Source organism: Streptomyces sp. ISL-87 (assembly GCF_018614095.1).
Taxonomy (GTDB): Bacteria; Actinomycetota; Actinomycetes; order Streptomycetales; family Streptomycetaceae; genus Streptomyces.
The window spans coordinates 26,442-47,796 of record NZ_JAGGOY010000145.1 but is presented as its reverse complement, the minus strand read 5'-3'; the positions used below and the strand labels follow the sequence as shown (position 1 = coordinate 47,796).

The window sequence follows — 21,355 nt, the reverse complement described above, 5'->3', positions numbered from 1 at the left end:
CCGAGGGCCGCTGGCGTAGGCTGGATCGGTCCGAACCTCTTGACACACCGCCGAAAGGTGACGCACCGGTGACCGACCAGGCCGCTCTCCAGTCTGTCCTCGACCGTGCCGCCGCAGGGGGCCGGATCACCAAGGAAGAGGCGCTCGACCTCTACCGGCACGCCCCGCTGCACGCGCTCGGCCAGGCCGCCGACGCGGTACGCCGCCGCCGCTACGCCGGCACCGAGCACATCGCGACGTACATCATCGAGCGCAACATCAACTACACCAACGTGTGTGTCACGGCGTGCAAGTTCTGCGCCTTCTACGCGGCCCCGAAGGACACCAAGAAGGGCTGGTCCCGGGACCTCGACGACATCCTGCGCCGCTGCGCGGAGACCGTCGAGCTGGGCGGCACGCAGATCATGTTCCAGGGCGGGCACCACCCGGACTACGGCGTCGAGTACTACGAGCACCACTTCTCCGCCATCAAGAAGGACTTCCCGCAGCTGGTCATCCACTCCCTCGGCGCGTCCGAGGTCGACCACATGGCGCGGATCTCGGGCGTCTCGGCCGAGGAGGCCATCCGCCGTATCCACGCGGCCGGACTCGACTCCTTCGCGGGCGCCGGCGCCGAACTCCTGCCGGAGCGGCCGCGCAAGGCGATCGCCCCGCTCAAGGAGTCCGGCGAGCGCTGGCTGGAGATCATGGAGATCGCCCACAAGCTGGGCGTGGAGTCCACCTCCACCATGCTGATGGGCACCGGCGAGACCAACGCCGAACGCATCGAGCACATCGCGATGATCCGGGACACGCAGGACCGTACGGGCGGCTTCCGCGCCTTCATCCCGTACACCTACCAGCCCGAGAACAACCACCTCAAGGGCCGTACCCAGGCGACGGTGTTCGAGTACCTCCGCATGATCGCGATCGCGCGGCTCTTCCTCGACAACATCGCGCACATCCAGGGTTCCTGGCTGACCGTCGGCAAGGAGGCGGGCCAGCTCTCGCTGCACTACGGCGCGGACGACCTCGGCTCGATCATGCTGGAGGAGAACGTGGTCTCCTCGGCCGGTGCCAAGCACCGCTCCAACCGCCAGGAGATCATCGACCTGATCCGCAAGGCGGGCCGCACCCCGGCGCAGCGCGCGACGACCTACGAGCACCTCCTCGTGCACGACGACCCGGCGAACGACCCGGTCGACGACCGCGTGGTCTCGCACATCTCCTCCACCGCCATCGAAGGCGGTACGGCGCACCCCGAGCTGAAGCTCATCTCCACGAACTGACGCGCCCGTGCTGACGCTTCACACCGCCGAACTCCTCGTCGCCGCAGCGGGGTCCGCTCCGCTGCCCGGCGGGGCGGTCCTCGTCGAGGGCGACCGGATCATCCGGGTGGGCCCGTACGAGGAGCTCGCCGCCGCGTATCCGCACGCGCGGACCCGCCGCTGGCCCGGGGTGCTGACCCCGGGGCTGCTGGTGCACGGGGCGGACGCGCTGCTGGAGCGGACCTACTACCCCGACTACCCCGCCGACCCGTACGAGGTCACCGAGCTCGGTGCCGATCCGATCAGCGGTGCCGAGGCGCTGGACGGCCTGAAGATGACCGAGTCCCGCTGGGGCAACAGCGCCCGGCGGGCCACGCAGAAGCTGCTGGCCCGCGGGGTGGTGGCGGTGACCGGGCGGCTCACGATCCCGGCGGTGCGTACGGCGGTGGTCCGCTCGGGCCTGACCGTCCTGCCGCCCGCCTCCCGGCCGGGGGAGCGGGGGACCGGCGGCGACCCCGGGCAGGCGGCGTCCCACCCTGCGTCTTCCCTGGACCCGTTCGCCGGACGGGACACCGCCGAACAGGCCTTCTACGGGGTCCTGGAGGCGGGCGCCCCGGCCCGCTTCGCGGTGTTCGCGGCGGCGGACCCGCAGGCACTGCTGGAGCAGGGCGCGACCAGCTGCGTGGCCACGGTCATCGGGGGACGGCTGCTGCACCGCCGTCGCTGAGCGGGCCCGCTTCCGCTTCCGCTCCTGCTGCCGCTTCCGCTCCTGCTGCCGCTCCCGCGTCCTTGCGGGCAAGGGCGGCCAGCAGGCACGCTTGCAGCCGGCTGATCCCGCCGAGCTTCGCCCGGATGTTGTGCACGTGGAACTTGACGGTGCTGACGGACAGTTGCAGCTCGCCGGCGAGTTCCGCGTTGGAGGCGCCGGTGGCCAAGCAGAGGAACACGGCCGACTCCTGCTCCGTGAGCTGAACCTCCGTGCTCTGCACCTCCGGTCCGGCAGGCGGGGGGAACCAGGCGGGCACGGTGAAGCTGACGACGCGCACGGTGTGACTCCTTGCCCCCGGCCGGCCCTCGGACGACCAGCTCACCGGCTGATCCTGGGCGTCGGCTCTCCCTGTCTAAGGGACGTGCGGACCGGCCAGGTAGGTTCCGTTTGGGTCGAACGGCCAGGCGTTGGCCGTGCAGCCGAGCAGCCCCTTGATCTGCTGCATCATCGCGGGGGCGGGCTGACCCGGGCCCGGGCAGGTCTCGTGTTCGCGGCCGAGTTCGTGCCCCACCTCGTGGTTGACGATCAGCGCCCGGTACTCCTCCACCGCCCCGCTGAACTGCGGTGATCCCTCCTGCCAGCGTTTGAGGTTCACCACCACCGTGTGCCCGGCCCGGCAGTTGGTCTCGCCGATGAGCTCGGGGGTGACCACCTCGCACAGCCGGTCGGTGGTGGTGGGGGTGGCGATCTTCACGGTGAAGTCCACCGGCTGGCCGGGCCCGGCCAGCTGGAAGCCGTACGCCGGGTCCTTGATCCAGCCCCGCTGGTCCCCGAGGATCGCCTCGACGGAGCGGGCGGCCGTGTCGGGGTCGACCCCGCTGCCCTCCTCGACCTCGACCCGCCAGCGGCGCGCGGGCCCCTTGCCCTGTGGCTGCCCGGACACGGTGGAGGCCGCGAAGACCCCCGGTCCGGTCGAGGGGACCGGGGCCGGCGCCGAGGCGGAGGCCGATGCCGAGGGCGACGGGCTCCCCGACGGCTTGGCGGCCGTGGAACCACCTGCCGTGGAACCACCTGCCGCGGAGGCGGCGTGCGGGGGAGCGGGCGACCGCTTGCCGCCCTGCGGGGCCGGGTGTCCGCCCTCGCCCGCGGAGGCGTCCTCCCCGCCGTGCTCGGACCGCCCGCCCGGGCGGCCGTCCGCGACCGTCGTGAGCTCGCGGTCCGGGGCCATCGTGTACGCGGCCGCCGTGAGCGTGACGAGCGCCGCCGAGCCGATGAGCGTACGGCGGAGCCGCTTGCGCCGCTCGGCCGCCCGGCGGCTGACGCGGAGGCTGCGGCGGGAGCGACCGGTGGAATGGCCTGCCGGCATGGTGTGAAGCCCTTTTTTTGATCGAGGTGTTGATCGAGTTGTTCATGGAGGCGTCCATGGAGGCGTCCATGGAGGTGTCCATGGGGGTGTCCATGGGGGCCACCGAGTGTGACCGGAGCGGTGTCTGCTCCGCGTAAGTGATCACCGCCATGCCGCCCGGCCGCCCGCCGCCAGTCAACGGGGCGCGCCCGGTCCGGCGTAACTGTCCTTCGGGCCAGTTGTGCCCCGGGCGGGTCCGTGGACGGCCGCCTGCGAGAATGGCCCGGTATCCGCCTGCCCGTACCCGATCGACCCGAGGGGCCTACGCCAGTGACCCGCGCTTCCCTGGACAAGCAGCCGCACGAAGTCGCCTCCATGTTCGACGGTGTGGCGGCGAACTACGACCTCACCAACGACGTCCTGTCCCTCGGCCAGGCCCGGCTGTGGCGCAAGGAGGTCGCCAAGGCGGTCGGCGCGCGCCCCGCACAGAAGGTGCTCGACCTGGCCGCCGGTACCGCGACCTCCTCCCTGCCCTTCGCCGCGACCGGCGCGTACGTCGTCCCCTGCGACTTCTCCCTCGGCATGCTCCGCGAGGGCAAGAAGCGCAACCCGTGGCTGCCGCTGACCGCCGGCGACGCGACGAAGCTGCCGTTCAAGGACGACGTCTTCGACACCGTGACGATCTCCTTCGGCCTGCGCAACGTCCAGGACACCGGCGCCGCGCTGCGCGAGCTGTACCGGGTGACCAAGCCCGGCGGCCAGGTCGTCATCTGCGAGTTCTCGCAGCCCACGTGGGCGCTGTTCCGCACCGTCTACACGGAGTACCTGATGCGCGCCCTGCCGCCGGTGGCCCGCGCGGTGTCCTCCAACCCCGACGCGTACGTGTACCTCGCCGAGTCCATCCGCGAGTGGCCGGACCAGGCGGCGCTGGCCGCGCTGCTGCAGAAGGCCGGCTGGGGCAAGGTCGCCTGGCGCAACCTGAGCGGCGGCATCGTGGCGCTGCACCGGGGCGTCAAGCCCGCCGAGGGCCAGTAGGGGCAGTGGACTACCAGGCGCTGCTGGAGCAGATCGGGACCGACATCGCCCCGCTGGTGGGCAGTGGCACGCCCGCCGAGTACATTCCGGCGCTGGCGTCCGTGGACCCCAGGAAGTTCGGGATGGCGATCGCCGACCTCGACGGCAACGTCCACGGGGTGGGGGACTGGCAGGTCCCCTTCTCCACCCAGTCCATCACCAAGGTGTTCGCGCTCGCCCTGGCGCTGGCCGAGGGCGGGAACAGCCTGTGGGAGCGGGTGGGCCGGGAGCCCTCCGGCAACCCGTTCAACTCGCTGGTGCAGCTGGAGTACGAGAACGGCATCCCGCGCAATCCCTTCATCAACGCGGGCGCGCTGGTCGTGACCGACCGGCTCCAGACCCTGACCGGCGACGCGAGCAGCGAACTCCTGAAGTTCCTGCGGGAGGAGAGCGGCAACCCGGACCTCGGCTTCGACCCCGAGGTGGCGGCCTCCGAGCAGGAGCACGGCGACCGCAACGCGGCCGTGGCCCACTTCATGGCCTCGTACGGGAACATCGAGAACCCGGTGCCGACCTTGCTGGACCACTACTTCTGGCAGTGCTCCATCGAGATGAGCTGCGCCGACCTGGCCCGCGCCGGGCGGTTCCTGGCCCGGCACGGGCTGCGCGCGGACGGCTCGCGGCTGCTGACGCGCAGCGAGGCCAAGCAGATCAACGCGGTGATGCTGACCTGCGGGACGTACGACGCGGCAGGCGAGTTCGCCTACCGCGTCGGGCTGCCCGGCAAGAGCGGCGTGGGCGGCGGGATCGTCGCCGTCGTCCCCGGGCTGTGCACGCTGGCCGTGTGGAGCCCGGGGCTGGACAGCCGGGGGAACTCCGTCGCGGGTGTAGCGGCTCTGGACCGCTTCACCACGCTGACCGGCCTGTCCGTGTTCTGAATCTCCAGGTGGTCCCAGGTCTCAGAACTCCAGCCGGTAGCGGCGCCCCGGGTTGCCGCCCGGGGTGGTGAACTCCTCGGCCAGGTCCATCCCGAGCCGCTCGGCCACCGCGACGGACCGGGTGTTGCGGGCGTCGATCATCGCCACCACATGCGGAACGCCTGCCTCCCGCACCCGTTCCAGGGTGGCCAGCGCCGCCGCGTACGCGTAGCCGCGGCCCCAGTGCTCCCGCCCCAGCCGCCAGCCGATCTCGATCTCCCCGACCGGCCCCCAGCCCTTTTCCCGAGGCCAGGGCTGCGCGCCGGTGAAACCGATCACCGCGCCGTCCCCGTCGAGCAGGGTCCACAGGCAGTAGCCGAGCTGTGCGTCGTGCATCCGCTGCCGCGCGGTGAACTCCACGTAGAAGGACAGTTCGGCGGGGCCGCCGAGGAACTCCATGACGTCGGGGTCGTCGAAGACACCGTGCCAGGCGTGCGCGTCCTCGTGCGTGGGCACGCGCAGCTGTACGGCGGGGAGCGGCCGGGTCGGCGAGGTGGTCACAGGGGCAGCCCTTCGGTTCGCGATCTCTCTCGCTGCATAGACTGCACATGTCCGGTGCCGTTGGGCACCCTTTATCGAGCCTTCGGGAGACCCCGCAGTGACCGAGCCCCTCTCCGAACACTCCGCGGATGTGATCGTCGTCGGGGCCGGGCCCGCCGGCTCGACCACCGCCTACTACCTCGCCAAGGCCGGACTGGACGTCCTGCTTCTGGAGAAGACGGCGTTCCCGCGCGAGAAGGTGTGCGGCGACGGCCTGACCCCTCGCGCCACCAAGCAGCTGGTGGCCATGGGCGTCGACATCTCCGAAGAGGCCGGCTGGCTGCGCAACAAGGGCCTGCGGATCATCGGCGGCGGGCAGCGGCTCCAGCTGGACTGGCCGGAACTCGCCTCTTACCCGGACTACGGACTCGTCCGCAAGCGCGACGACTTCGACGAGACGCTGGCCCGGCAGGCGCAGAAGGCCGGCGCGCGGCTCTACGAGCGCTGCAACGTCGGCGAGCCGCTGCGCGACCCGCGCACCGGTCACATCACCGGTGTGCAGGCGAAGCTCGGCGAGGAGAAGACCCCGGTCACCTTCCACGCCCCGCTCGTGGTCGCGGCCGACGGCAACTCCTCCCGGCTCTCCCTCGCGATGGGCCTGCACCGGCGCGAGGACCGCCCGATGGGCGTGGCCGTGCGTACGTACTTCACCTCGCCCCGCCACGACGACGACTACCTGGAGTCCTGGCTGGAGCTGTGGGACCGGCGCGGCCCGCAGGACCGGCTGCTGCCCGGCTACGGCTGGATCTTCGGCATGGGCGACGGTACGTCGAACGTCGGCCTCGGCATCCTCAACTCCTCCGCCGCCTTCAAGGAGCTGGACTGGCGCGAGGTGCTCAAGGCGTGGTGCGCCTCGATGCCGGAGGACTGGGGCTACACCCCGGACAACATGACGCAGCCGATCCGCGGCGCGGCCCTGCCGATGGCCTTCAACCGGCAGCCGCACTACACCAAGGGCCTGCTGCTGGTCGGTGACGCGGGCGGTCTCGTCAACCCCTTCAACGGCGAGGGCATCGCGTACGCGATGGAATCCGGCCAGATCGCGGCCGACGTCATCGTGCAGGCGCACGCCCGGGCCACCCCGGCCCAGCGCGAGCTCGCGCTGCACAGCTATCCGAAGGTGCTCAAGGAGACCTACGGCGGCTACTACACGCTGGGCCGCGCGTTCGTGAAGCTGATCGGCAACCCGAAGGTCATGAAGGTCGCCACTCAGCGCGGCCTGACGCACCCGGTGCTCATGCGCTTCACGCTGAAGATGCTGGCCAACCTGACCGACCCGACGGGCGGCGACGCGATGGACCGCATCATCAACGGCCTCTCGAAGGTGGCCCCGAAGGCCTGATTGTTCAAGGCTGGGCTGCCCGGCACACTGCTGGGCGGCCCAGCGCACACCGGACGAGCTGTCAGACGTTGACGATCTTCACTTTCGGTGAGCCGGGAAGTTCCTCGGCGGCCTTGCATAGCGCCGGGATATGTGACTTGTCGGACGTGACGAGTAGTACCGGGGGTGTGCAGAGCGCCGCCGTGGCCACCACGAGTGCGTCCACGAGGCATTCGTGCCCGTCAAGGCCCGATACGTCCAGCAGCTTCGCCGCGGCGTCCATCACCGCGTCACTGACAGGCTTCACGTCGAAGCGGGACAGCAAGAACTGGAGGCGCTTGGCGGCATCCCCGCTTCTGCGTACCTCCAAGGGAGTCAGGGCGGACAGCGCCACTCGGCGGCCGCTCTGCTGAGCGACCTCGATGCGCGCGCGCATGGCCTCGTCGCCGTCGACGTGCAGCGAGAGCCATTGGGCGTCCAGGACGAGCGTGCCCTCGCTCTTGGCCTTGATCTTGAGGCGCTTGCTTACCACTCCTGTTCCGCCTGCCGCCGTGCCTCGGCGGAGACGGGGCCGTATGCCTTGCGGTCAGCGGCTACGACCTCACGGAGCTTCTGCGCGGCGAGCCACTCCTCCAAGGCTTCGGCCACAACGGAGGAGAAGCCGTTCTTGCCGGTGCGCTCCTCAACTTCCTTGATCAACGATTGTGCCAGCGACACGGATCTCTTACCGGCCCGCTCGGCGGCCTGGTGGGCGACGTGGCTGCTCATACCCAAAACGTAACACCGCCGGTAGGAAAAATCTCGTGGGGGCGTGGTGCGTGTAATCGCCACCGGTCCGCCAGGCCTGGCGCGGGGTATCCCGTGAATCACCGCTACCTCGATGGAATCAAGGTGGCCCCGAAGGCCTGACGGTGCTACCGGGCGGGCTGAGGCGGGGCCTCCCCGCCTCGGCCCGTCTCGTCGTTCCCGCCGCCGCGCGGGGCTTCGTACGAGGTCCCGCGCGAGGTCCCGCGCGAGGTCCCGTACGAGGTTTCGTGGGAGCGCCGGTACGAGCCCCCGTACGGGCTCTGCGTGCCGTGCACCGCGCGTATACACCGGGCCAGCAGCACCACCCCGCACACCATCAGCGCCGCCGAGGCGGTCCAGCTGAGGCCGAGCGTGACGGGGTGCCCGGGCTTTTGCCAGGGGCGGGCGGTGTTCAGCAGCCAGCCGCCGACCGCGAGGAGGGCCAGCCCGGCGGCGGCCGGGAGGGCGGTCGGGTCGCCGGGACCCTGCTGCTCGTACGCCTTGGTGATCACGGATCACCACCTCCTGGGGTGAATCGGGCGGGCGCGCGCCCCCATCTTCGCAGGTCCGGTCACCTCGCCGGCCGGCACTTCCGCAGGGCTTCGACGTAGTCCCGCTTGAGCGAGGACCACTGCTCGGGCGTGCCCCCCTCGGTCTCGTCGACCTCGGCGGTGACCGGGTCCGGATCCGGGTACCAGGAGACGCCCTCGGCCCGCAGGCACTCGGACTGCTGCCGCGCGGCCGCGAGCTGCCCGGGACTGGCCGGATCGGGCGAACGCCGCGGCGGGAGCATCGACTCACAGGCCTCGTGCGCCACTTCGTTCCGGGGCTTCGACTTGTCCTCGCGCGGCATCCCCGAATCCGTCCGCACGATGGTCACGCCCTGCTCCTTCAGGCAGTCCAAGTAAGCGATTTCCTCGGTGGTGGGCGGCGGGCTGTCGCTTGCCCTGGGTTCCGTGAAGCCGCCGCATGCCGTCAGGGAAAGGCCGGTCGCGGAGTTCTCCCCGACGCGAAAGGGCCGGTACTCCACCCCCGAGCGGGGGAGTACCGGCCCAATGCTGGCTTTCAGACGGCTCAGAGGACGCGAACGGCGCCCGTCGGCATGTCGTAGCTCAGGGAGCGCTCGACGATACCCGTGCTGGGGTTCTGGGCGCCCACGAACTTGCCGCCGCCGACGTAAATGGCGACGTGGTAGGCGCTGCCGCGGGAGCCCCAGTACAGGATGTCGCCCGGCTGGAGGGCGTTCAGGGAGACCGAGGAGCCCTTCGCGGACTGGTCCTGCGACATGCGCGGCAGCGTGACGCCGGCCTGGCGGTAGGCGGCCTGGACGAGACCGGAGCAGTCGAACGAGGACATGCCGGTGCCGCCCATGACGTACGGCTTGCCGACCTGCGCCCGGACGAAGTTCACGATGGCCGCGGCGGAGCCGGTGGCCGGGGTGCTGGAGCCGGAAGAGCTCTTGGACGGCGCGATGGCCGAGCCCGAACCGGAGCCGGAGGCGGAGGTGCTGGTCAGCGAGGTGCGGGCGGAGCTGCGGGTGGCGCGCTCGGCCGCGGCCTTGCGGTCCGCCTCCTCCTGCTCCTTCTTCTCGGCGTCGGCCTTCTCCTGGGCCTCTTCCTTGGCCTGCTTCGCCTCGGCGGCGGCTCCCGTACGGGCGCTCTCCTCCTGGGCGTTCAGCTCGCCTTCCAGGGCGGCGGCACGGGTGTTCTCGGCGGCCGTGGTGACGGCGGTGGCGACGTCGGCTGCCAGGTCCAGTTCGAGGACCGGCATTTCGAGGGTCGTCTCGGTCACGGGCTCGGCGGCGGGGGACGCGCTCGCCGTGCCGGCCATGGCCAGGGTGCTGAGGACGCCACCGGCAACTCCGGCGCGGACCGCGAGCTTCGAGGCGCTGCGGCGGGGCTTCCGGTGGCTGGGTATGTGAGCGGTGTGGGACATGAGTACAACCGCTATCAGGGGGTTGCGGTTCCCTTCAAGAAACGTGGTCTGCGCCACAGTTGCGCGCGAAGGGGACTAACCGGGCGCGCCGCGCGTCTTATTGACGCCGTAACGGGCGAAACGGACACGGCGTCACAGGGCTGTGATCATGGGTTTTCTGCAATAAGTCCGAATTGATCTGCTGCCTACCATCCCCGCGGACTCATGGCCAAGCCCTCTTTTTGCGGAATGAATCCCGAGTGGCGCAGGTCACAGGAACGTCACGCTGTACGGACGCTGTGGCCAGTCCGTGACCTCTCTGTGAGGGAGTCGCGCGGCTCGTGAACGGATGCACACCCTCCGCTCGCCTCCGTCCCCCGCCCGTCCGCGTCCACTCCCGTACTCGGGGGCTCCCTCGACCGGGCGACGCGGATCCCCTTACCACTGCTCCCGCAGTGAATGCCAATTTGCCTGCACTGGCCATCGTTTGATAGTGGCCCACGCCCTCCACCTGCGATAACGCGCCCGGATGTCACCTTTGGTGATCATGTGGATGCTTCGCGTATGAAGATCACGGCTCATCGGACTTCATGATCGTTCGTCAGGTGGTGGAGATCACAAACTCGGTGTTGTTACCCGTGTCGCAGATCACAGACCGGCAGGCATAGGATGCGCAGCAGTCCGGCTTGTGAACTGCCTCACATGCGATCCCCCCGGTGGGGTGATCTTCGCGAGGCGGGGCACGTGGCGCCGGCGCAGCGGTCCAACGGTCAAGGACGACTGGAAGGAGCGAGGAGCGTGAATGCGTACGCGCCCATCCTCGTGCTCGGCGCCCTCGGCGCAGGGTTTGCGATCTTCTCCGTGGTCATGGCCACGCTGATCGGTCCAAAACGGTACAACCGGGCAAAGCTCGAAGCGTACGAGTGCGGCATCGAGCCCACTCCGGTGCCGGCCGGCGGCGGTCGCTTCCCCATCAAGTACTACCTGACGGCGATGCTCTTCATCGTCTTCGACATCGAGGTTGTCTTCCTCTACCCCTGGGCCGTCACCTTCGACTCCCTGGGGATCTTCGGGCTCGTCGAGATGCTGCTCTTCGTGCTCACCGTCTTCGTCGCCTACGCCTACGTCTGGCGCCGCGGCGGCCTGGAATGGGACTGAGGGGCTGAATTTCCATGGGACTGGAAGAGAAGCTGCCGAGCGGCTTTCTGCTGACCACCGTCGAACAGGCCGCGGGCTGGGTGCGCAAGTCATCCGTCTTCCCGGCCACCTTCGGCCTCGCGTGCTGCGCCATCGAGATGATGACCACCGGAGCGGGCCGGTACGACCTGGCCCGCTTCGGCATGGAGGTCTTCCGCGGCTCCCCGCGCCAGGCCGATCTGATGATCGTGGCCGGCCGGGTCAGCCAGAAGATGGCGCCGGTGCTGCGGCAGGTGTACGACCAGATGCCCGCTCCCAAGTGGGTCATTTCTATGGGTGTTTGCGCCTCATCAGGCGGAATGTTCAATAACTACGCGATTGTCCAGGGCGTCGATCACATCGTTCCGGTGGACATCTACCTCCCCGGCTGCCCGCCCCGCCCCGAGATGCTGATGGACGCGATCCTCAAGCTCCACCAGAAGATCCAGGGCTCCAAGCTCGGCGTGAACCGGGAAGAGGCGGCGCGCGAGGCGGAGGAGGCGGCCCTCAAGGCCCTCCCCACCATTGAGATGAAGGGGCTCCTCCGGTGAGCGAGAGCACCACTCCCGACAACGGGAACAACGTTCCTGCCCCGAGGGGGTCCGCCGGCCCCGAGGTGATCGGCGTCCGCAAGGGCATGTTCGGCGCCGCGAACGGCGGCGACACCAGCGGCTACGGCGGCCTCGTGCGCACCGTGGCCCTGCCCGGGGCGACGAGCCGCCCCTACGGCTCCTACTTCGACGAGGTGGCCGACGAGCTCGAAGGCGCCCTGGAGGAGCAGGAGCTGGTCCCCGCGAACGCCATCGAGAAGACGGTGGTCGACCGGGGCGAGCTCACCTTCCACATCGCCCGCGAGCACCTGGTGCGGGTGGCCTCCACCCTGCGCGACGACCCGGCCCTGCGCTTCGAGCTCTGCACCGGCGTCTCCGGGGTGCACTTCCCCCACGACAAGGGCCGCGAGCTGCACGCCGTGTACCACCTGCGCTCGATCACTCACGGCCGGGTGGTGCGGCTGGAGGTGTCCGTCCCGGACGGCGACCCGCACCTCCCGTCGCTCGTCTCCGTCTACCCGACCAACGACTGGCACGAGCGCGAGACGTACGACTTCTTCGGCCTGATCTTCGACGGGCACCCCGCCCTCACCCGGATCATGATGCCGGACGACTGGCAGGGCTTCCCGCAGCGCAAGGACTACCCGCTCGGCGGCATCCCCATCGAGTACAAGGGCGCCCAGATCCCGGCTCCCGACCAGCGGAGGTCGTACAGCTGATGTCCACGTCAAACCACGCCTCCTCCCGGGAGACCACCGAAGGCCTCGTCTACACCGTCACCGGCGGCGACTGGGACGAGATCGTCCAGTCGGCGGCCCGCGCGGACGACGAGCGGATCGTCGTCAACATGGGTCCCCAGCACCCGTCCACCCACGGAGTGCTCCGCCTGATCCTGGAGATCGACGGCGAGACCGTCACCGAGGCCCGCTGCGGCATCGGCTACCTGCACACCGGCATCGAGAAGAACCTCGAATACCGGAATTGGACGCAGGGCACCACCTTCGTGACGCGCATGGACTACCTGACGCCGTTCTTCAACGAGACGGCGTACTGCCTGGGTGTCGAGAGGCTGCTCGGCATCACGGACCAGATCCCGGACCGCGCCACCGTCATCCGCGTCCTGCTGATGGAGCTCAACCGGCTCTCCTCCCACCTGGTGTGCATCGCCACCGGCGGTATGGAGCTGGGCGCGACCACGATCATGATCTACGGCTTCCGCGACCGCGAGCTGATCCTCGACGTCTTCGAGCTGATCACCGGCCTGCGGATGAACCACGCGTTCGTCCGCCCCGGCGGCCTCGCCCTGGACCTGCCCCCGGGCGCCGTCGACCAGCTGCGCGACTTGATCAAGACCATGAAGAAGAACCTGCCGGAGTACGACAAGCTCGCCACCGGCAACCCCATCTTCAAGGCCCGCATGCAGGACGTCGGCTACCTCGACCTCACCGGCTGCATGGCGCTGGGCGCCACGGGCCCGATCCTGCGCTCGGCGGGCCTGCCGCACGACCTGCGCAAGTCGGACCCGTACTGCGGCTACGAGAACTACGAGTTCGACGTGCCGACCACCGAGAGCTGCGACGCCTACGGGCGGTTCCTGATCCGCCTGGAGGAGATGCGCCAGTCGCTGCGGATCGTCGAGCAGTGCCTGGAGCGGCTGGAGCCGGGCCCGGTGATGGTCGCCGACAAGAAGATCGCCTGGCCGGCGCAGCTCGCGATGGGCCCGGACGGGCTCGGCAACTCGCTGGACCACATCAGGAACATCATGGGCACCTCCATGGAGGCCCTCATCCACCACTTCAAGCTGGTGACCGAGGGCTTCCGGGTACCGGCCGGCCAGGTGTACGCGGCCGTCGAATCCCCCAAGGGCGAGCTCGGCGTCCACGTCGTCTCCGACGGCGGCACCCGCCCCTACCGGGTCCACTTCCGCGACCCGTCCTTCACCAACCTCCAGGCCATGGCAGCGATGTGCGAGGGCGGCCAGGTCGCCGACGTCATCGTCGCCGTCGCCTCCATCGACCCCGTGATGGGAGGCGTCGACCGATGACAGAGATCTCGCTGGGCATGCCCCAGCTGCCCGCCCCCGACTACCCGGCGGAGGTACGCGAGCGGCTGGCGGCCGACGCCGCCGACGTCATCGCCCGCTACCCCGACAGCCGCTCCGCGCTGCTGCCGCTGCTGCACCTGACGCAGGCGGAGGAGGGCTACGTCTCGCGCACCGGCATCCGGTTCTGCGCCGAGACGCTGGGCCTGACCACCGCCGAGGTCACCGCCGTCGCCACCTTCTACACGATGTACCGGCGAGGTCCCTCCGGCGACTACCAGGTGGGCGTCTGCACGAACACGCTGTGCGCGGTGATGGGCGGCGACGCCATCTTCGAGGAGCTCAAGGAGCACCTCGGGGTCGGCAACAACGAGACCACCCCGGACGGCAAGGTCACGCTGGAGCACATCGAGTGCAACGCGGCCTGCGACTACGCCCCCGTGGTGATGGTCAACTGGGAGTTCTTCGACAACCAGACCCCCGAGTCCGCCAAGGCCATGGTGGACGACCTGCTGGCCGGCCGCCCGGTCCAGCCGACGCGGGGCGCACCGCTGTGCACGTACAAGGAGACCGCCCGGATCCTGGCCGGTTTCCCGGACGAGCGCGCGGGAGCCGTGGAGGCGACCGGCGGCGCCGGCCCGGCCTCCCTCATCGGCCTGCGTATCGCCCGCGGCGAGTCCCCGCAGCACGGCAAGGTCGTGCACCCGCGTGGCGAGGCCGCGGCTGCCACCGAGGAGGGGGAGTGATGACCGTGACCGCGGAGATGCACGAGAACGGCGCGCCCGAGAAGCTGCTGGCACCCGTGCTGTCGGCCTTCTGGGACGAGCCGCAGTCGTGGACGCTGGAGACCTACCGGCGCCACGAGGGGTACGAGGGCCTGCGCAAGGCGCTCGCGATGACCCCGGACGACCTCATCGCGTACGTGAAGGACTCGGGTCTGCGCGGGCGCGGCGGCGCGGGCTTCCCCACCGGAATGAAGTGGCAGTTCATCCCGCAGGGCGACGGAAAGCCGCACTACCTCGTCGTGAACGCGGACGAGTCGGAGCCGGGAACCTGCAAGGACATCCCCCTTCTCTTCGCCAACCCGCATTCCCTCATCGAGGGAATGATCATTGCCTGCTACGCGATCCGGTCGGAGCACGCCTTCATCTACCTGCGCGGTGAGGTCGTGCCGGTGCTGCGGCGCCTGCACGAGGCGGTGCGTGAGGCGTACGAGGCCGGCTACCTCGGCGAGAACATCCTGGGGAGCGGGCTGAAGCTCGACATCACGGTGCACGCGGGAGCGGGCGCGTACATCTGCGGCGAGGAGACGGCGCTGCTCGACTCCCTCGAAGGCCGGCGCGGTCAGCCCCGGCTGCGTCCTCCCTTCCCTGCCGTGGAGGGGCTCTACGCGTGCCCCACTGTCGTCAACAACGTCGAGTCCATCGCCTCGGTTCCCTCGATCCTGAACAGGGGCAAGGACTGGTTCAAGGCGATGGGGACCGAGAAGTCCCCCGGCTTCACGCTGTATTCGCTCTCCGGGCACGTCTCCGGCCCCGGCCAGTACGAGGCCCCGCTCGGCATCACCCTGCGCCAGCTGCTCGACATGAGCGGCGGGATGCGCCCCGGGCACCGGCTGAAGTTCTGGACTCCCGGCGGCTCCTCCACCCCGATGTTCACGGACGAGCACCTCGACGTCCCGCTCGACTACGAGGGCGTGGGCGCGGCCGGGTCGATGCTCGGCACCAAGGCACTCCAGTGCTTCGACGAGACGACCTGCGTGGTCCGGGCGGTGACCCGCTGGACCGAGTTCTACGCCCACGAGTCCTGCGGCAAGTGCACCCCCTGCCGCGAAGGCACCTACTGGCTGGTCCAGCTGCTTCGCGACATCGAGGCGGGCAAGGGCTTGATGTCCGACCTCGACAAGCTGAACGACATCGCCGACAACATCAACGGCAAGTCCTTCTGCGCGCTCGGCGACGGCGCGGCCAGCCCGATCTTCTCCTCGCTCAAGTACTTCCGCTCGGAGTACGAGCAGCACATCACGGGCAAGGGCTGCCCCTTCGACCCCAAGAAGTCGACCCTCTGGGCTGACACGGAGGTGAACGCATGACCGTCACCACCAACGCTCCCGCCGGTGGCGGCGAGGCCGCGGGGCCGTCCAACAACCCCGGGAACCCCGGGAACCCCGAGAACACGGTGTCCCTGACCATCGACGGCATCGAACTGTCGGTGCCCAAGGGGACCCTGGTCATCCGGGCCGCCGAGCAGATCGGCATCGAGATCCCCCGGTTCTGCGACCACCCCCTCCTCGACCCGGTCGGCGCCTGCCGCCAGTGCATCGTCGAGGTCGAGGGCCAGCGCAAGCCGATGGCCTCCTGCACCATCACCTGCACCGACGGCATGGTCGTCAAGACTCAGCTCACCTCCCCGGTCGCCGAGAAGTCCCAGCGCGGGGTGATGGAGCTGCTGCTCATCAACCACCCGCTGGACTGCCCCGTCTGCGACAAGGGCGGCGAGTGCCCGCTGCAGAACCAGGCCATGTCCCACGGCCAGTCCGACTCCCGTTTCGACGGTAAGAAGCGGACCTACGAGAAGCCGGTGGCGATCTCCACCCAGGTGCTGCTCGACCGCGAGCGGTGCGTGCTGTGCGCGCGCTGCACCCGGTTCTCCACCCAGGTGGCCGGCGACCCGATGATCGAGCTCCTGGAACGCGGCGCGCTCCAGCAGGTCGGCATCGGCGAGGGCGACCCCTTCGAGTCGTACTTCTCCGGCAACACCATCCAGATCTGCCCCGTCGGCGCCCTCACCTCGGCCGCCTACCGGTTCCGCTCCCGCCCGTTCGACCTCGTCTCCTCCCCGAGCGTGTGCGAGCACTGCGCGGGCGGCTGCGCGACCCGGACCGACCACCGCCGCGGCAAGGTGCTGCGCCGGCTGGCCGCGGAGGACCCCGAGGTCAACGAGGAGTGGATCTGCGACAAGGGCCGCTTCGGGTTCCGCTACGCGCAGCGCCCGGACCGGCTCACCACCCCGCTGGTGCGCAACGCCGCCGGGACCCTGGAGCCGGCGAGCTGGCCCGAGGCCCTGGAGGCCGCGGCCGCCGGGCTCGCCGCCGCGCGCGGCCGGGCCGGGGTCCTCACCGGCGGCCGGCTCACCGTCGAGGACGCCTACGCGTACGCCAAGTTCGCCCGCGTCGTGCTGGACACCAACGACATCGACTTCCGGGCCCGGATCCACAGCGCGGAGGAGGCCGAGTTCCTGGCCGCCACCGTGGCGGGGACCGGCAAGGACCTCGACGGCAAGGGGCTGACGTATTCCGCGCTGGAGGCGGCGCCCGCGGTGCTGCTCGTCGGCATCGAGGCGGAGGAGGAGGCACCCGGCGTCTTCCTGCGGCTGCGCAAGGCCCACCGCAAGCACAAGCAGCGGACCTTCGCCCTCGCCCCCTTCGCCACCCGGGGCCTGGAGAAGGCGGGCGGCACCCTGCTGGCGTCCGCCCCCGGCACCGAGCCCGAGTGGCTGACGGCGTTGTCCGGAGAGGGCCTGGCCTCCCGGCCCGGGCTGGAGCAGGGCGGCCACGCGGCCGCCGACGCGCTGCGCGAGAGCGGCGCGGTCATCGTCGTAGGGGAGCGCCTCGCGGCGGTGCCCGGTGCGCTGACCGCCGCCGTACGGGCGGCCGCCGCGACCGGCGCGAAGCTGGTGTGGATCCCGCGCCGGGCCGGGGAGCGGGCCGCCGTCGAGGCGGGCGCGCTGCCGTCCCTGCTGCCCGGCGCCCGCCCGGCCACCGATCCGCGGGCCCGCGACGAGGTCGCCACCGCCTGGGACCTGGACGAACTGCCGCACCGCTACGGCCGCGACACCGGACAGATCATCGAGGCCGCCGCCGGACGCGAGCTCTCCGCCCTGCTGGTCGCGGGTGTCGAGGTCGCGGACCTGCCGGACCCGGCCCGGGCGCGGGTCGCCCTCGAGGAGGCCTTCGTGGTCTCCCTGGAACTGCGGCCCACCGAGGTCACCGCCCACGCGGACGTGGTCTTCCCGGTCGCCGCGGTGGCCGAGAAGGCGGGCGCGTTCATCAACTGGGAGGGCAGGCTCCGCCCGTTCGAGGCGGCCCTCAAGCCCGACCAGATGACCCGCCGGCTCGCCCCGGCCGACGCCCGCGTGCTGCACATGCTGGCCGACGCCGCCGACCGGCCGATCGCGCTGCCCGACGTACACGCCGTACGCCGGGAGCTCGACCGGCTCGGCCAGTGGGCCGGGGAGCGGGCGTCCGAGCAGTCCACGGACACCGTGCCGCTGCCCCGTCCGGGCGTCGGCGAGGCGGTCCTCGCGGGCCACCGGCTCCTCCTCGACCAGGGCCGCCTCCAGGACGGCGACGACGCCCTGGCCGGCACCCGGCACGAGGCCAGCGCCCGCCTGTCGGCCGCCACGGCCGCCGAGACGGGCGTCAAGAACGGCGACGTCCTCGCGGTCACCGGCCCGGCCGGCTCCGTGGAACTCCCGCTCCGGATCACCGAGATGCCCGACCGCGTGGTCTGGCTCCCGCTGAACTCCACCGGCTCCGGCGTCCTCGCCGACACCGGAGCCCGCCCGGGCAACCTGGTCCGCATCGGCCCGGCGACCCCGGCCGGCGCGGGCGACACCACTGCGGAGGTGGGCGCGTGAACGCGGTACAGCTTGCCGCCGAGGACCTCTCCCTGTTCGGCAGGGACGTCTGGTGGCTCGTCGTCATCAAGGCGGTCTTCTGCTTCGCCTTCCTGATGGTGACCGTGCTCTTCTCCATCGTGTGGGAGCGCAAGGTCGTCGCCTGGATGCAGCTGCGCATCGGCCCCAACCGGCACGGCCCCTGGGGCATGCTCCAGTCGCTCGCCGACGGCGTGAAGCTGATGCTCAAGGAAGACATCATCGTCAAGCGGGCCGACAAGGTGGTGTACGTCCTGGCTCCGATCGTCGCGGCGATCCCGGCCTTCATGGCCATCGCGGTGATCCCCTTCGGCCCCCCGGGCGACGAGGTGTCCATCTTCGGGCAGCGCACCACGATGCAGCTGACCGACCTGCCGATCGCGATGCTCTACATCCTCGCGGTCGCCTCGGTCGGCATCTACGGCATCGTGCTGGCGGGCTGGTCGTCCGGCTCGACGTACCCGCTGCTCGGCGGCCTGCGCTCCTGCGCGCAGATGATCTCGTACGAGATCGCGATGGGCGCGGCCTTCGCCTCGGTCTTCCTCTACTCCGGGTCGATGTCGACCTCGAAGATCGTGGAGGCGCAGGCGGACCGCTGGTACATCATCCTGCTGCCGGTCTCGTTCATCATCTACGTCATCACGATGGTCGGCGAGACGAACCGCGCCCCCTTCGACATGCCGGAGTCCGAGGGCGACCTGGTCGGCGGCTTCAACACCGAGTACTCGTCGATCAAGTTCGCGCTGTTCATGCTGGCCGAGTACGTCAACATGGTCACCGTCTCGGCGGTCTCGGTCACCCTCTTCCTCGGCGGCTGGCGGGCCCCGGCGCCGATCTCCACGTACTGGGAGGGCGCGAACCACGGCTGGTGGCCGATGCTCTGGTTCGTCATCAAGGTCCAGCTGCTGCTGTTCTTCTTCATCTGGCTCCGCGGCACGCTGCCCCGCGTGCGCTACGACCAGCTGATGAAGCTCGGCTGGAAGGTCCTGATCCCCGTCTCCGTGGTCTGGCTGATGCTGGTCGCCACCGTGCGCGCCCTGCGGAACGAGAACTACGACTTCCAGGAGATCGTGCTCTACGTCGGCGGTGGGGTCATCGCGATCCTGCTGCTGTCCTTCGTCGCCGATCTCTTCCGCGACAAGAAGGAGAAGGCGGCCGCCCAGGAGGCCGCAAAGGCCGGAGCGGCCGCGGAGTTCGACCCGCTGGCGGGCGGCTTCCCCGTACCGCCCAAGCCCGGCCAGCACCTGGCACCCGTACCGCGCCGACGGCCTCGCACCGAGCGGGAGCTGATTGTCAGTGGCGGAGCGAATACTGACAGTGACCGAGAGGAGGGTGCTGAGAATGTCTGACGCCGACCAGAACGAGAAGTGGCAGAACCCGGTGGCCGGCTTCGGCGTGACCTTCAAGGCCATGTTCAAGAAGCGCCTCACCGAGCAGTACCCGGAGCAGCAGAAGACCACCGCTCCGCGCTTCCACGGACGGCACCAGCTCAACCGCCACCCGGACGGTCTGGAGAAGTGCATCGGGTGCGAGCTGTGCGCCTGGGCCTGCCCCGCCGACGCGATCTATGTGGAGGGCGCGGACAACACCGAGGAGGAGCGCTACTCCCCGGGCGAGCGGTACGGCGCGGTCTACCAGATCAACTACGCCCGCTGCATCCTGTGCGGGCTGTGCATCGAGGCGTGCCCGACGCGGGCGCTGACGATGACGAACGAGTTCGAACTGGCCGACGTCAGCCGCGAGTCGCTCATCTACACCAAGGAGCAGCTGCTCGCCGGTCTGACCGAGGGCATGGTCGAGGCCCCGCACGCGATGTACCCGGGCACGGACGACCAGGACTACTACCGCGGTCTGGTGGCCGGGGCGGCTCCCGGCACGGTCCGGCAGGTCGCGCCAAGCAAGGGTGGGCCGGTCAGGGGCGAAACCGCCCCGGAGAACGGCGAATCCCCGGCCGCGTCCGAGGAGGTGGACGCGTGAGCACGCTCGCCGCGGCCGCCTCCACGGCGGAGGCCGTCCAGTTCTGGGTACTCGGCACGGTCGCCGTGATCGGCGCGCTGTGCACCATCCTGATGAAGAAGGCCGTCCACAGCGCCCTGTGCCTGGCCGGGACGATGATCGTCCTGGCGGTCTTCTACCTCGCCAACGGGGCGTACTTCCTGGGCGTCGTCCAGATCATCGTCTACACCGGCGCGATCATGATGCTCTTCCTCTTCGTGGTCATGCTCGTCGGCGTCACCGCCGCGGACTCGCTCAAGGAGACGCTCAAGGGCCAGCGCTGGCTGGCCGTGCTGTGCGCGCTCGGCTTCGGCACCCTGCTGATCGCCGGCATCGGCAACGCGGGGCTCACCCACTTCAACGGGCTCGGCCGGGTTAACTCCGGCGGCCACGTGGAGGGCCTGGCGGAGCTGATCTTCACCAAGTACGTGTTCGCCTTCGAGATCACCGGCGCGCTGCTGATCACCGCGGCCGTCGGCGCGATGGTGCTCACCCACCGCGAGCGCACCGAGCGGGCCGCCACCCAGCGCGAGCTCGCCGAGCGGCGCGTACGCGAGGGCGTCCAGCTCCCGCCGCTGCCCGCCCCCGGTGTCTACGCCCGGCACAACGCGGTGGACGTCGCCGGCCTGCTGCCGGACGGCACCCCGTCCGAGCTGACCGTCAGCAAGACGCTGCGCTCCCGCGGCCAGATCCGGGACGTCTCCAGCGAGGCGCTGGACGACCTGAAGGCGCTGGAGCAGCGGTCGGCGGAGCGCCTCGGCCGTGAGGAGGCCTCGAAGTGAATCCGGTCAACTACCTGTACCTGGCCGCCCTGCTGTTCACCATCGGGGCGTCCGGAGTGCTTATCCGGCGGAACGCGATCGTGCTGTTCATGTGCGTCGAGCTGATGCTCAACGCCTGCAACCTCGCCTTCGTCACCTTCTCCCGGATGCACGGCAACCTCGACGGTCAGATCATCGCGTTCTTCACGATGGTCGTCGCCGCCGCGGAGGTCGTGGTGGGCCTCGCGATCATCGTGTCGCTGTTCCGTACCCGCCACTCGGCCTCGGTCGACGACGCCAGCCTGATGAAGCTGTAAGGGGC

Annotated in this window: 24 protein-coding genes; 16 read left to right on the top strand and 8 right to left on the bottom strand. The window is 70.2% G+C overall.

The window, feature by feature from the left end; all coding sequences use genetic code 11:
• Nucleotides 1-68 precede the first annotated feature (68 nt).
• Together mqnC and J7I97_RS37235 are read left to right on the top strand one after the other, a co-directional pair.
• Nucleotides 69-1,268, top strand: coding sequence for a cyclic dehypoxanthinyl futalosine synthase (mqnC, locus tag J7I97_RS37240; RefSeq protein WP_214944554.1), 1,200 nt, complete (start codon nucleotides 69-71; stop codon nucleotides 1,266-1,268).
• A gap of 7 nt (nucleotides 1,269-1,275) precedes the next feature.
• Nucleotides 1,276-1,974, top strand: a complete 699-nt coding sequence (locus tag J7I97_RS37235) for a hypothetical protein (RefSeq protein WP_214944552.1) — start codon at nucleotides 1,276-1,278, stop codon at nucleotides 1,972-1,974.
• Here the strand turns inward: J7I97_RS37235 and J7I97_RS37230 are convergent.
• Both J7I97_RS37230 and J7I97_RS37225 read right to left on the bottom strand, forming a co-directional pair.
• Nucleotides 1,940-2,293: a response regulator transcription factor gene (locus J7I97_RS37230; RefSeq protein WP_214944550.1), complete on the bottom strand. Its 354-nt coding sequence runs from the start codon at nucleotides 2,291-2,293 to the stop codon at nucleotides 1,940-1,942. The two genes, J7I97_RS37235 and J7I97_RS37230, sit on opposite strands and share 35 nt — an antisense overlap.
• A 75-nt stretch (nucleotides 2,294-2,368) precedes the next feature.
• Nucleotides 2,369-3,322: a DUF3152 domain-containing protein gene (locus J7I97_RS37225; RefSeq protein ID WP_214944548.1), complete on the bottom strand. Its 954-nt coding sequence runs from the start codon at nucleotides 3,320-3,322 to the stop codon at nucleotides 2,369-2,371.
• 309 nt (nucleotides 3,323-3,631) lie between these two features.
• On the opposite strand from J7I97_RS37225, the gene J7I97_RS37220 reads away from it, so the two are divergent.
• On the top strand, nucleotides 3,632-4,336 hold the full coding sequence (locus tag J7I97_RS37220; RefSeq protein WP_214944546.1) for a demethylmenaquinone methyltransferase: 705 nt from the start codon (nucleotides 3,632-3,634) through the stop codon (nucleotides 4,334-4,336).
• A gap of 5 nt (nucleotides 4,337-4,341) precedes the next feature.
• A complete protein-coding gene (locus tag J7I97_RS37215; protein ID WP_214944544.1) occupies nucleotides 4,342-5,253 on the top strand; it encodes a glutaminase in 912 nt (303 codons plus the stop codon).
• 21 nt (nucleotides 5,254-5,274) lie between these two features.
• Here J7I97_RS37215 and J7I97_RS37210 read toward each other — a convergent pair whose 3' ends face one another.
• Nucleotides 5,275-5,793 carry a GNAT family N-acetyltransferase gene (locus tag J7I97_RS37210; RefSeq protein ID WP_214944542.1) on the bottom strand — a complete coding sequence of 173 codons (519 nt, stop codon included), beginning with the start codon at nucleotides 5,791-5,793 and terminating at the stop codon, nucleotides 5,275-5,277.
• Between the two features lie 97 nt (nucleotides 5,794-5,890).
• On the opposite strand from J7I97_RS37210, the gene J7I97_RS37205 reads away from it, so the two are divergent.
• On the top strand, nucleotides 5,891-7,174 hold the full coding sequence (locus tag J7I97_RS37205; RefSeq protein ID WP_214944540.1) for a geranylgeranyl reductase family protein: 1,284 nt from the start codon (nucleotides 5,891-5,893) through the stop codon (nucleotides 7,172-7,174).
• Between the two features lie 61 nt (nucleotides 7,175-7,235).
• On the opposite strand, the gene J7I97_RS37200 is transcribed toward J7I97_RS37205, so the two are convergent.
• The 5 genes from J7I97_RS37200 to J7I97_RS37180 all read right to left on the bottom strand — a co-directional run bounded on the left by J7I97_RS37200 (nucleotide 7,236) and on the right by J7I97_RS37180 (nucleotide 9,874).
• On the bottom strand, nucleotides 7,236-7,685 hold the full coding sequence (locus tag J7I97_RS37200; RefSeq protein WP_214944538.1) for a DNA-binding protein: 450 nt from the start codon (nucleotides 7,683-7,685) through the stop codon (nucleotides 7,236-7,238).
• Nucleotides 7,679-7,921 carry a hypothetical protein gene (locus J7I97_RS37195; RefSeq protein WP_214944536.1) on the bottom strand — a complete coding sequence of 81 codons (243 nt, stop codon included), beginning with the start codon at nucleotides 7,919-7,921 and terminating at the stop codon, nucleotides 7,679-7,681. Before J7I97_RS37195 ends, J7I97_RS37200 begins: the two co-directional genes overlap by 7 nt.
• A 146-nt stretch (nucleotides 7,922-8,067) precedes the next feature.
• On the bottom strand, nucleotides 8,068-8,451 hold the full coding sequence (locus J7I97_RS37190; RefSeq protein ID WP_214944534.1) for a hypothetical protein: 384 nt from the start codon (nucleotides 8,449-8,451) through the stop codon (nucleotides 8,068-8,070).
• Nucleotides 8,452-8,510: 59 nt separating this feature from the next.
• Complete coding sequence (locus J7I97_RS37185; RefSeq protein WP_214944531.1) at nucleotides 8,511-8,819, bottom strand: hypothetical protein; 309 nt, start codon at nucleotides 8,817-8,819, stop codon at nucleotides 8,511-8,513.
• A gap of 194 nt (nucleotides 8,820-9,013) precedes the next feature.
• Nucleotides 9,014-9,874, bottom strand: a complete 861-nt coding sequence (locus J7I97_RS37180; RefSeq protein ID WP_214944529.1) for a C40 family peptidase — start codon at nucleotides 9,872-9,874, stop codon at nucleotides 9,014-9,016.
• Nucleotides 9,875-10,651: 777 nt separating this feature from the next.
• Between J7I97_RS37180 and J7I97_RS37175 the strand changes: the two genes are divergently transcribed.
• The 11 genes from J7I97_RS37175 to nuoK are packed head-to-tail and all read left to right on the top strand — an operon-like array spanning nucleotide 10,652 to nucleotide 21,350.
• On the top strand, nucleotides 10,652-11,011 hold the full coding sequence (locus J7I97_RS37175) for an NADH-quinone oxidoreductase subunit A (protein WP_008738438.1): 360 nt from the start codon (nucleotides 10,652-10,654) through the stop codon (nucleotides 11,009-11,011).
• Between the two features lie 14 nt (nucleotides 11,012-11,025).
• Entirely contained in the window at nucleotides 11,026-11,580 is a 555-nt protein-coding gene (locus J7I97_RS37170) for an NADH-quinone oxidoreductase subunit B family protein (RefSeq protein WP_007265818.1), read from the top strand.
• Entirely contained in the window at nucleotides 11,577-12,299 is a 723-nt protein-coding gene (locus J7I97_RS37165) for an NADH-quinone oxidoreductase subunit C (RefSeq protein WP_214944527.1), read from the top strand. The genes J7I97_RS37170 and J7I97_RS37165 overlap by 4 nt, the downstream gene beginning before the upstream one ends.
• Entirely contained in the window at nucleotides 12,299-13,624 is a 1,326-nt protein-coding gene (locus tag J7I97_RS37160) for an NADH-quinone oxidoreductase subunit D (protein WP_214944525.1), read from the top strand. Before J7I97_RS37165 ends, J7I97_RS37160 begins: the two co-directional genes overlap by 1 nt.
• A complete protein-coding gene (gene nuoE / locus J7I97_RS37155; protein WP_214944523.1) occupies nucleotides 13,621-14,367 on the top strand; it encodes an NADH-quinone oxidoreductase subunit NuoE in 747 nt (248 codons plus the stop codon). The genes J7I97_RS37160 and nuoE overlap by 4 nt, the downstream gene beginning before the upstream one ends.
• Nucleotides 14,364-15,713: an NADH-quinone oxidoreductase subunit NuoF gene (gene nuoF / locus J7I97_RS37150; protein WP_214944521.1), complete on the top strand. Its 1,350-nt coding sequence runs from the start codon at nucleotides 14,364-14,366 to the stop codon at nucleotides 15,711-15,713. Before nuoE ends, nuoF begins: the two co-directional genes overlap by 4 nt.
• Nucleotides 15,710-18,259 (top strand): NADH-quinone oxidoreductase subunit G, encoded by a 2,550-nt coding sequence (locus tag J7I97_RS37145; RefSeq protein WP_214944519.1) that lies wholly within the window; start codon nucleotides 15,710-15,712, stop codon nucleotides 18,257-18,259. The genes nuoF and J7I97_RS37145 overlap by 4 nt, the downstream gene beginning before the upstream one ends.
• Nucleotides 18,256-19,626: an NADH-quinone oxidoreductase subunit NuoH gene (gene nuoH / locus J7I97_RS37140; protein ID WP_214944517.1), complete on the top strand. Its 1,371-nt coding sequence runs from the start codon at nucleotides 18,256-18,258 to the stop codon at nucleotides 19,624-19,626. Before J7I97_RS37145 ends, nuoH begins: the two co-directional genes overlap by 4 nt.
• Nucleotides 19,619-20,254, top strand: a complete 636-nt coding sequence (nuoI, locus tag J7I97_RS37135; RefSeq protein ID WP_214944515.1) for an NADH-quinone oxidoreductase subunit NuoI — start codon at nucleotides 19,619-19,621, stop codon at nucleotides 20,252-20,254. Before nuoH ends, nuoI begins: the two co-directional genes overlap by 8 nt.
• The gene (locus J7I97_RS37130; protein WP_214944513.1) at nucleotides 20,251-21,054 is read left to right on the top strand and encodes an NADH-quinone oxidoreductase subunit J; all 804 of its coding nucleotides are present in this window, start codon (nucleotides 20,251-20,253) and stop codon (nucleotides 21,052-21,054) included. The genes nuoI and J7I97_RS37130 overlap by 4 nt, the downstream gene beginning before the upstream one ends.
• Nucleotides 21,051-21,350, top strand: coding sequence for an NADH-quinone oxidoreductase subunit NuoK (gene nuoK, locus J7I97_RS37125; protein ID WP_214944511.1), 300 nt, complete (start codon nucleotides 21,051-21,053; stop codon nucleotides 21,348-21,350). Before J7I97_RS37130 ends, nuoK begins: the two co-directional genes overlap by 4 nt.
• The last annotated feature ends 5 nt before the right edge of the window (nucleotides 21,351-21,355 follow it).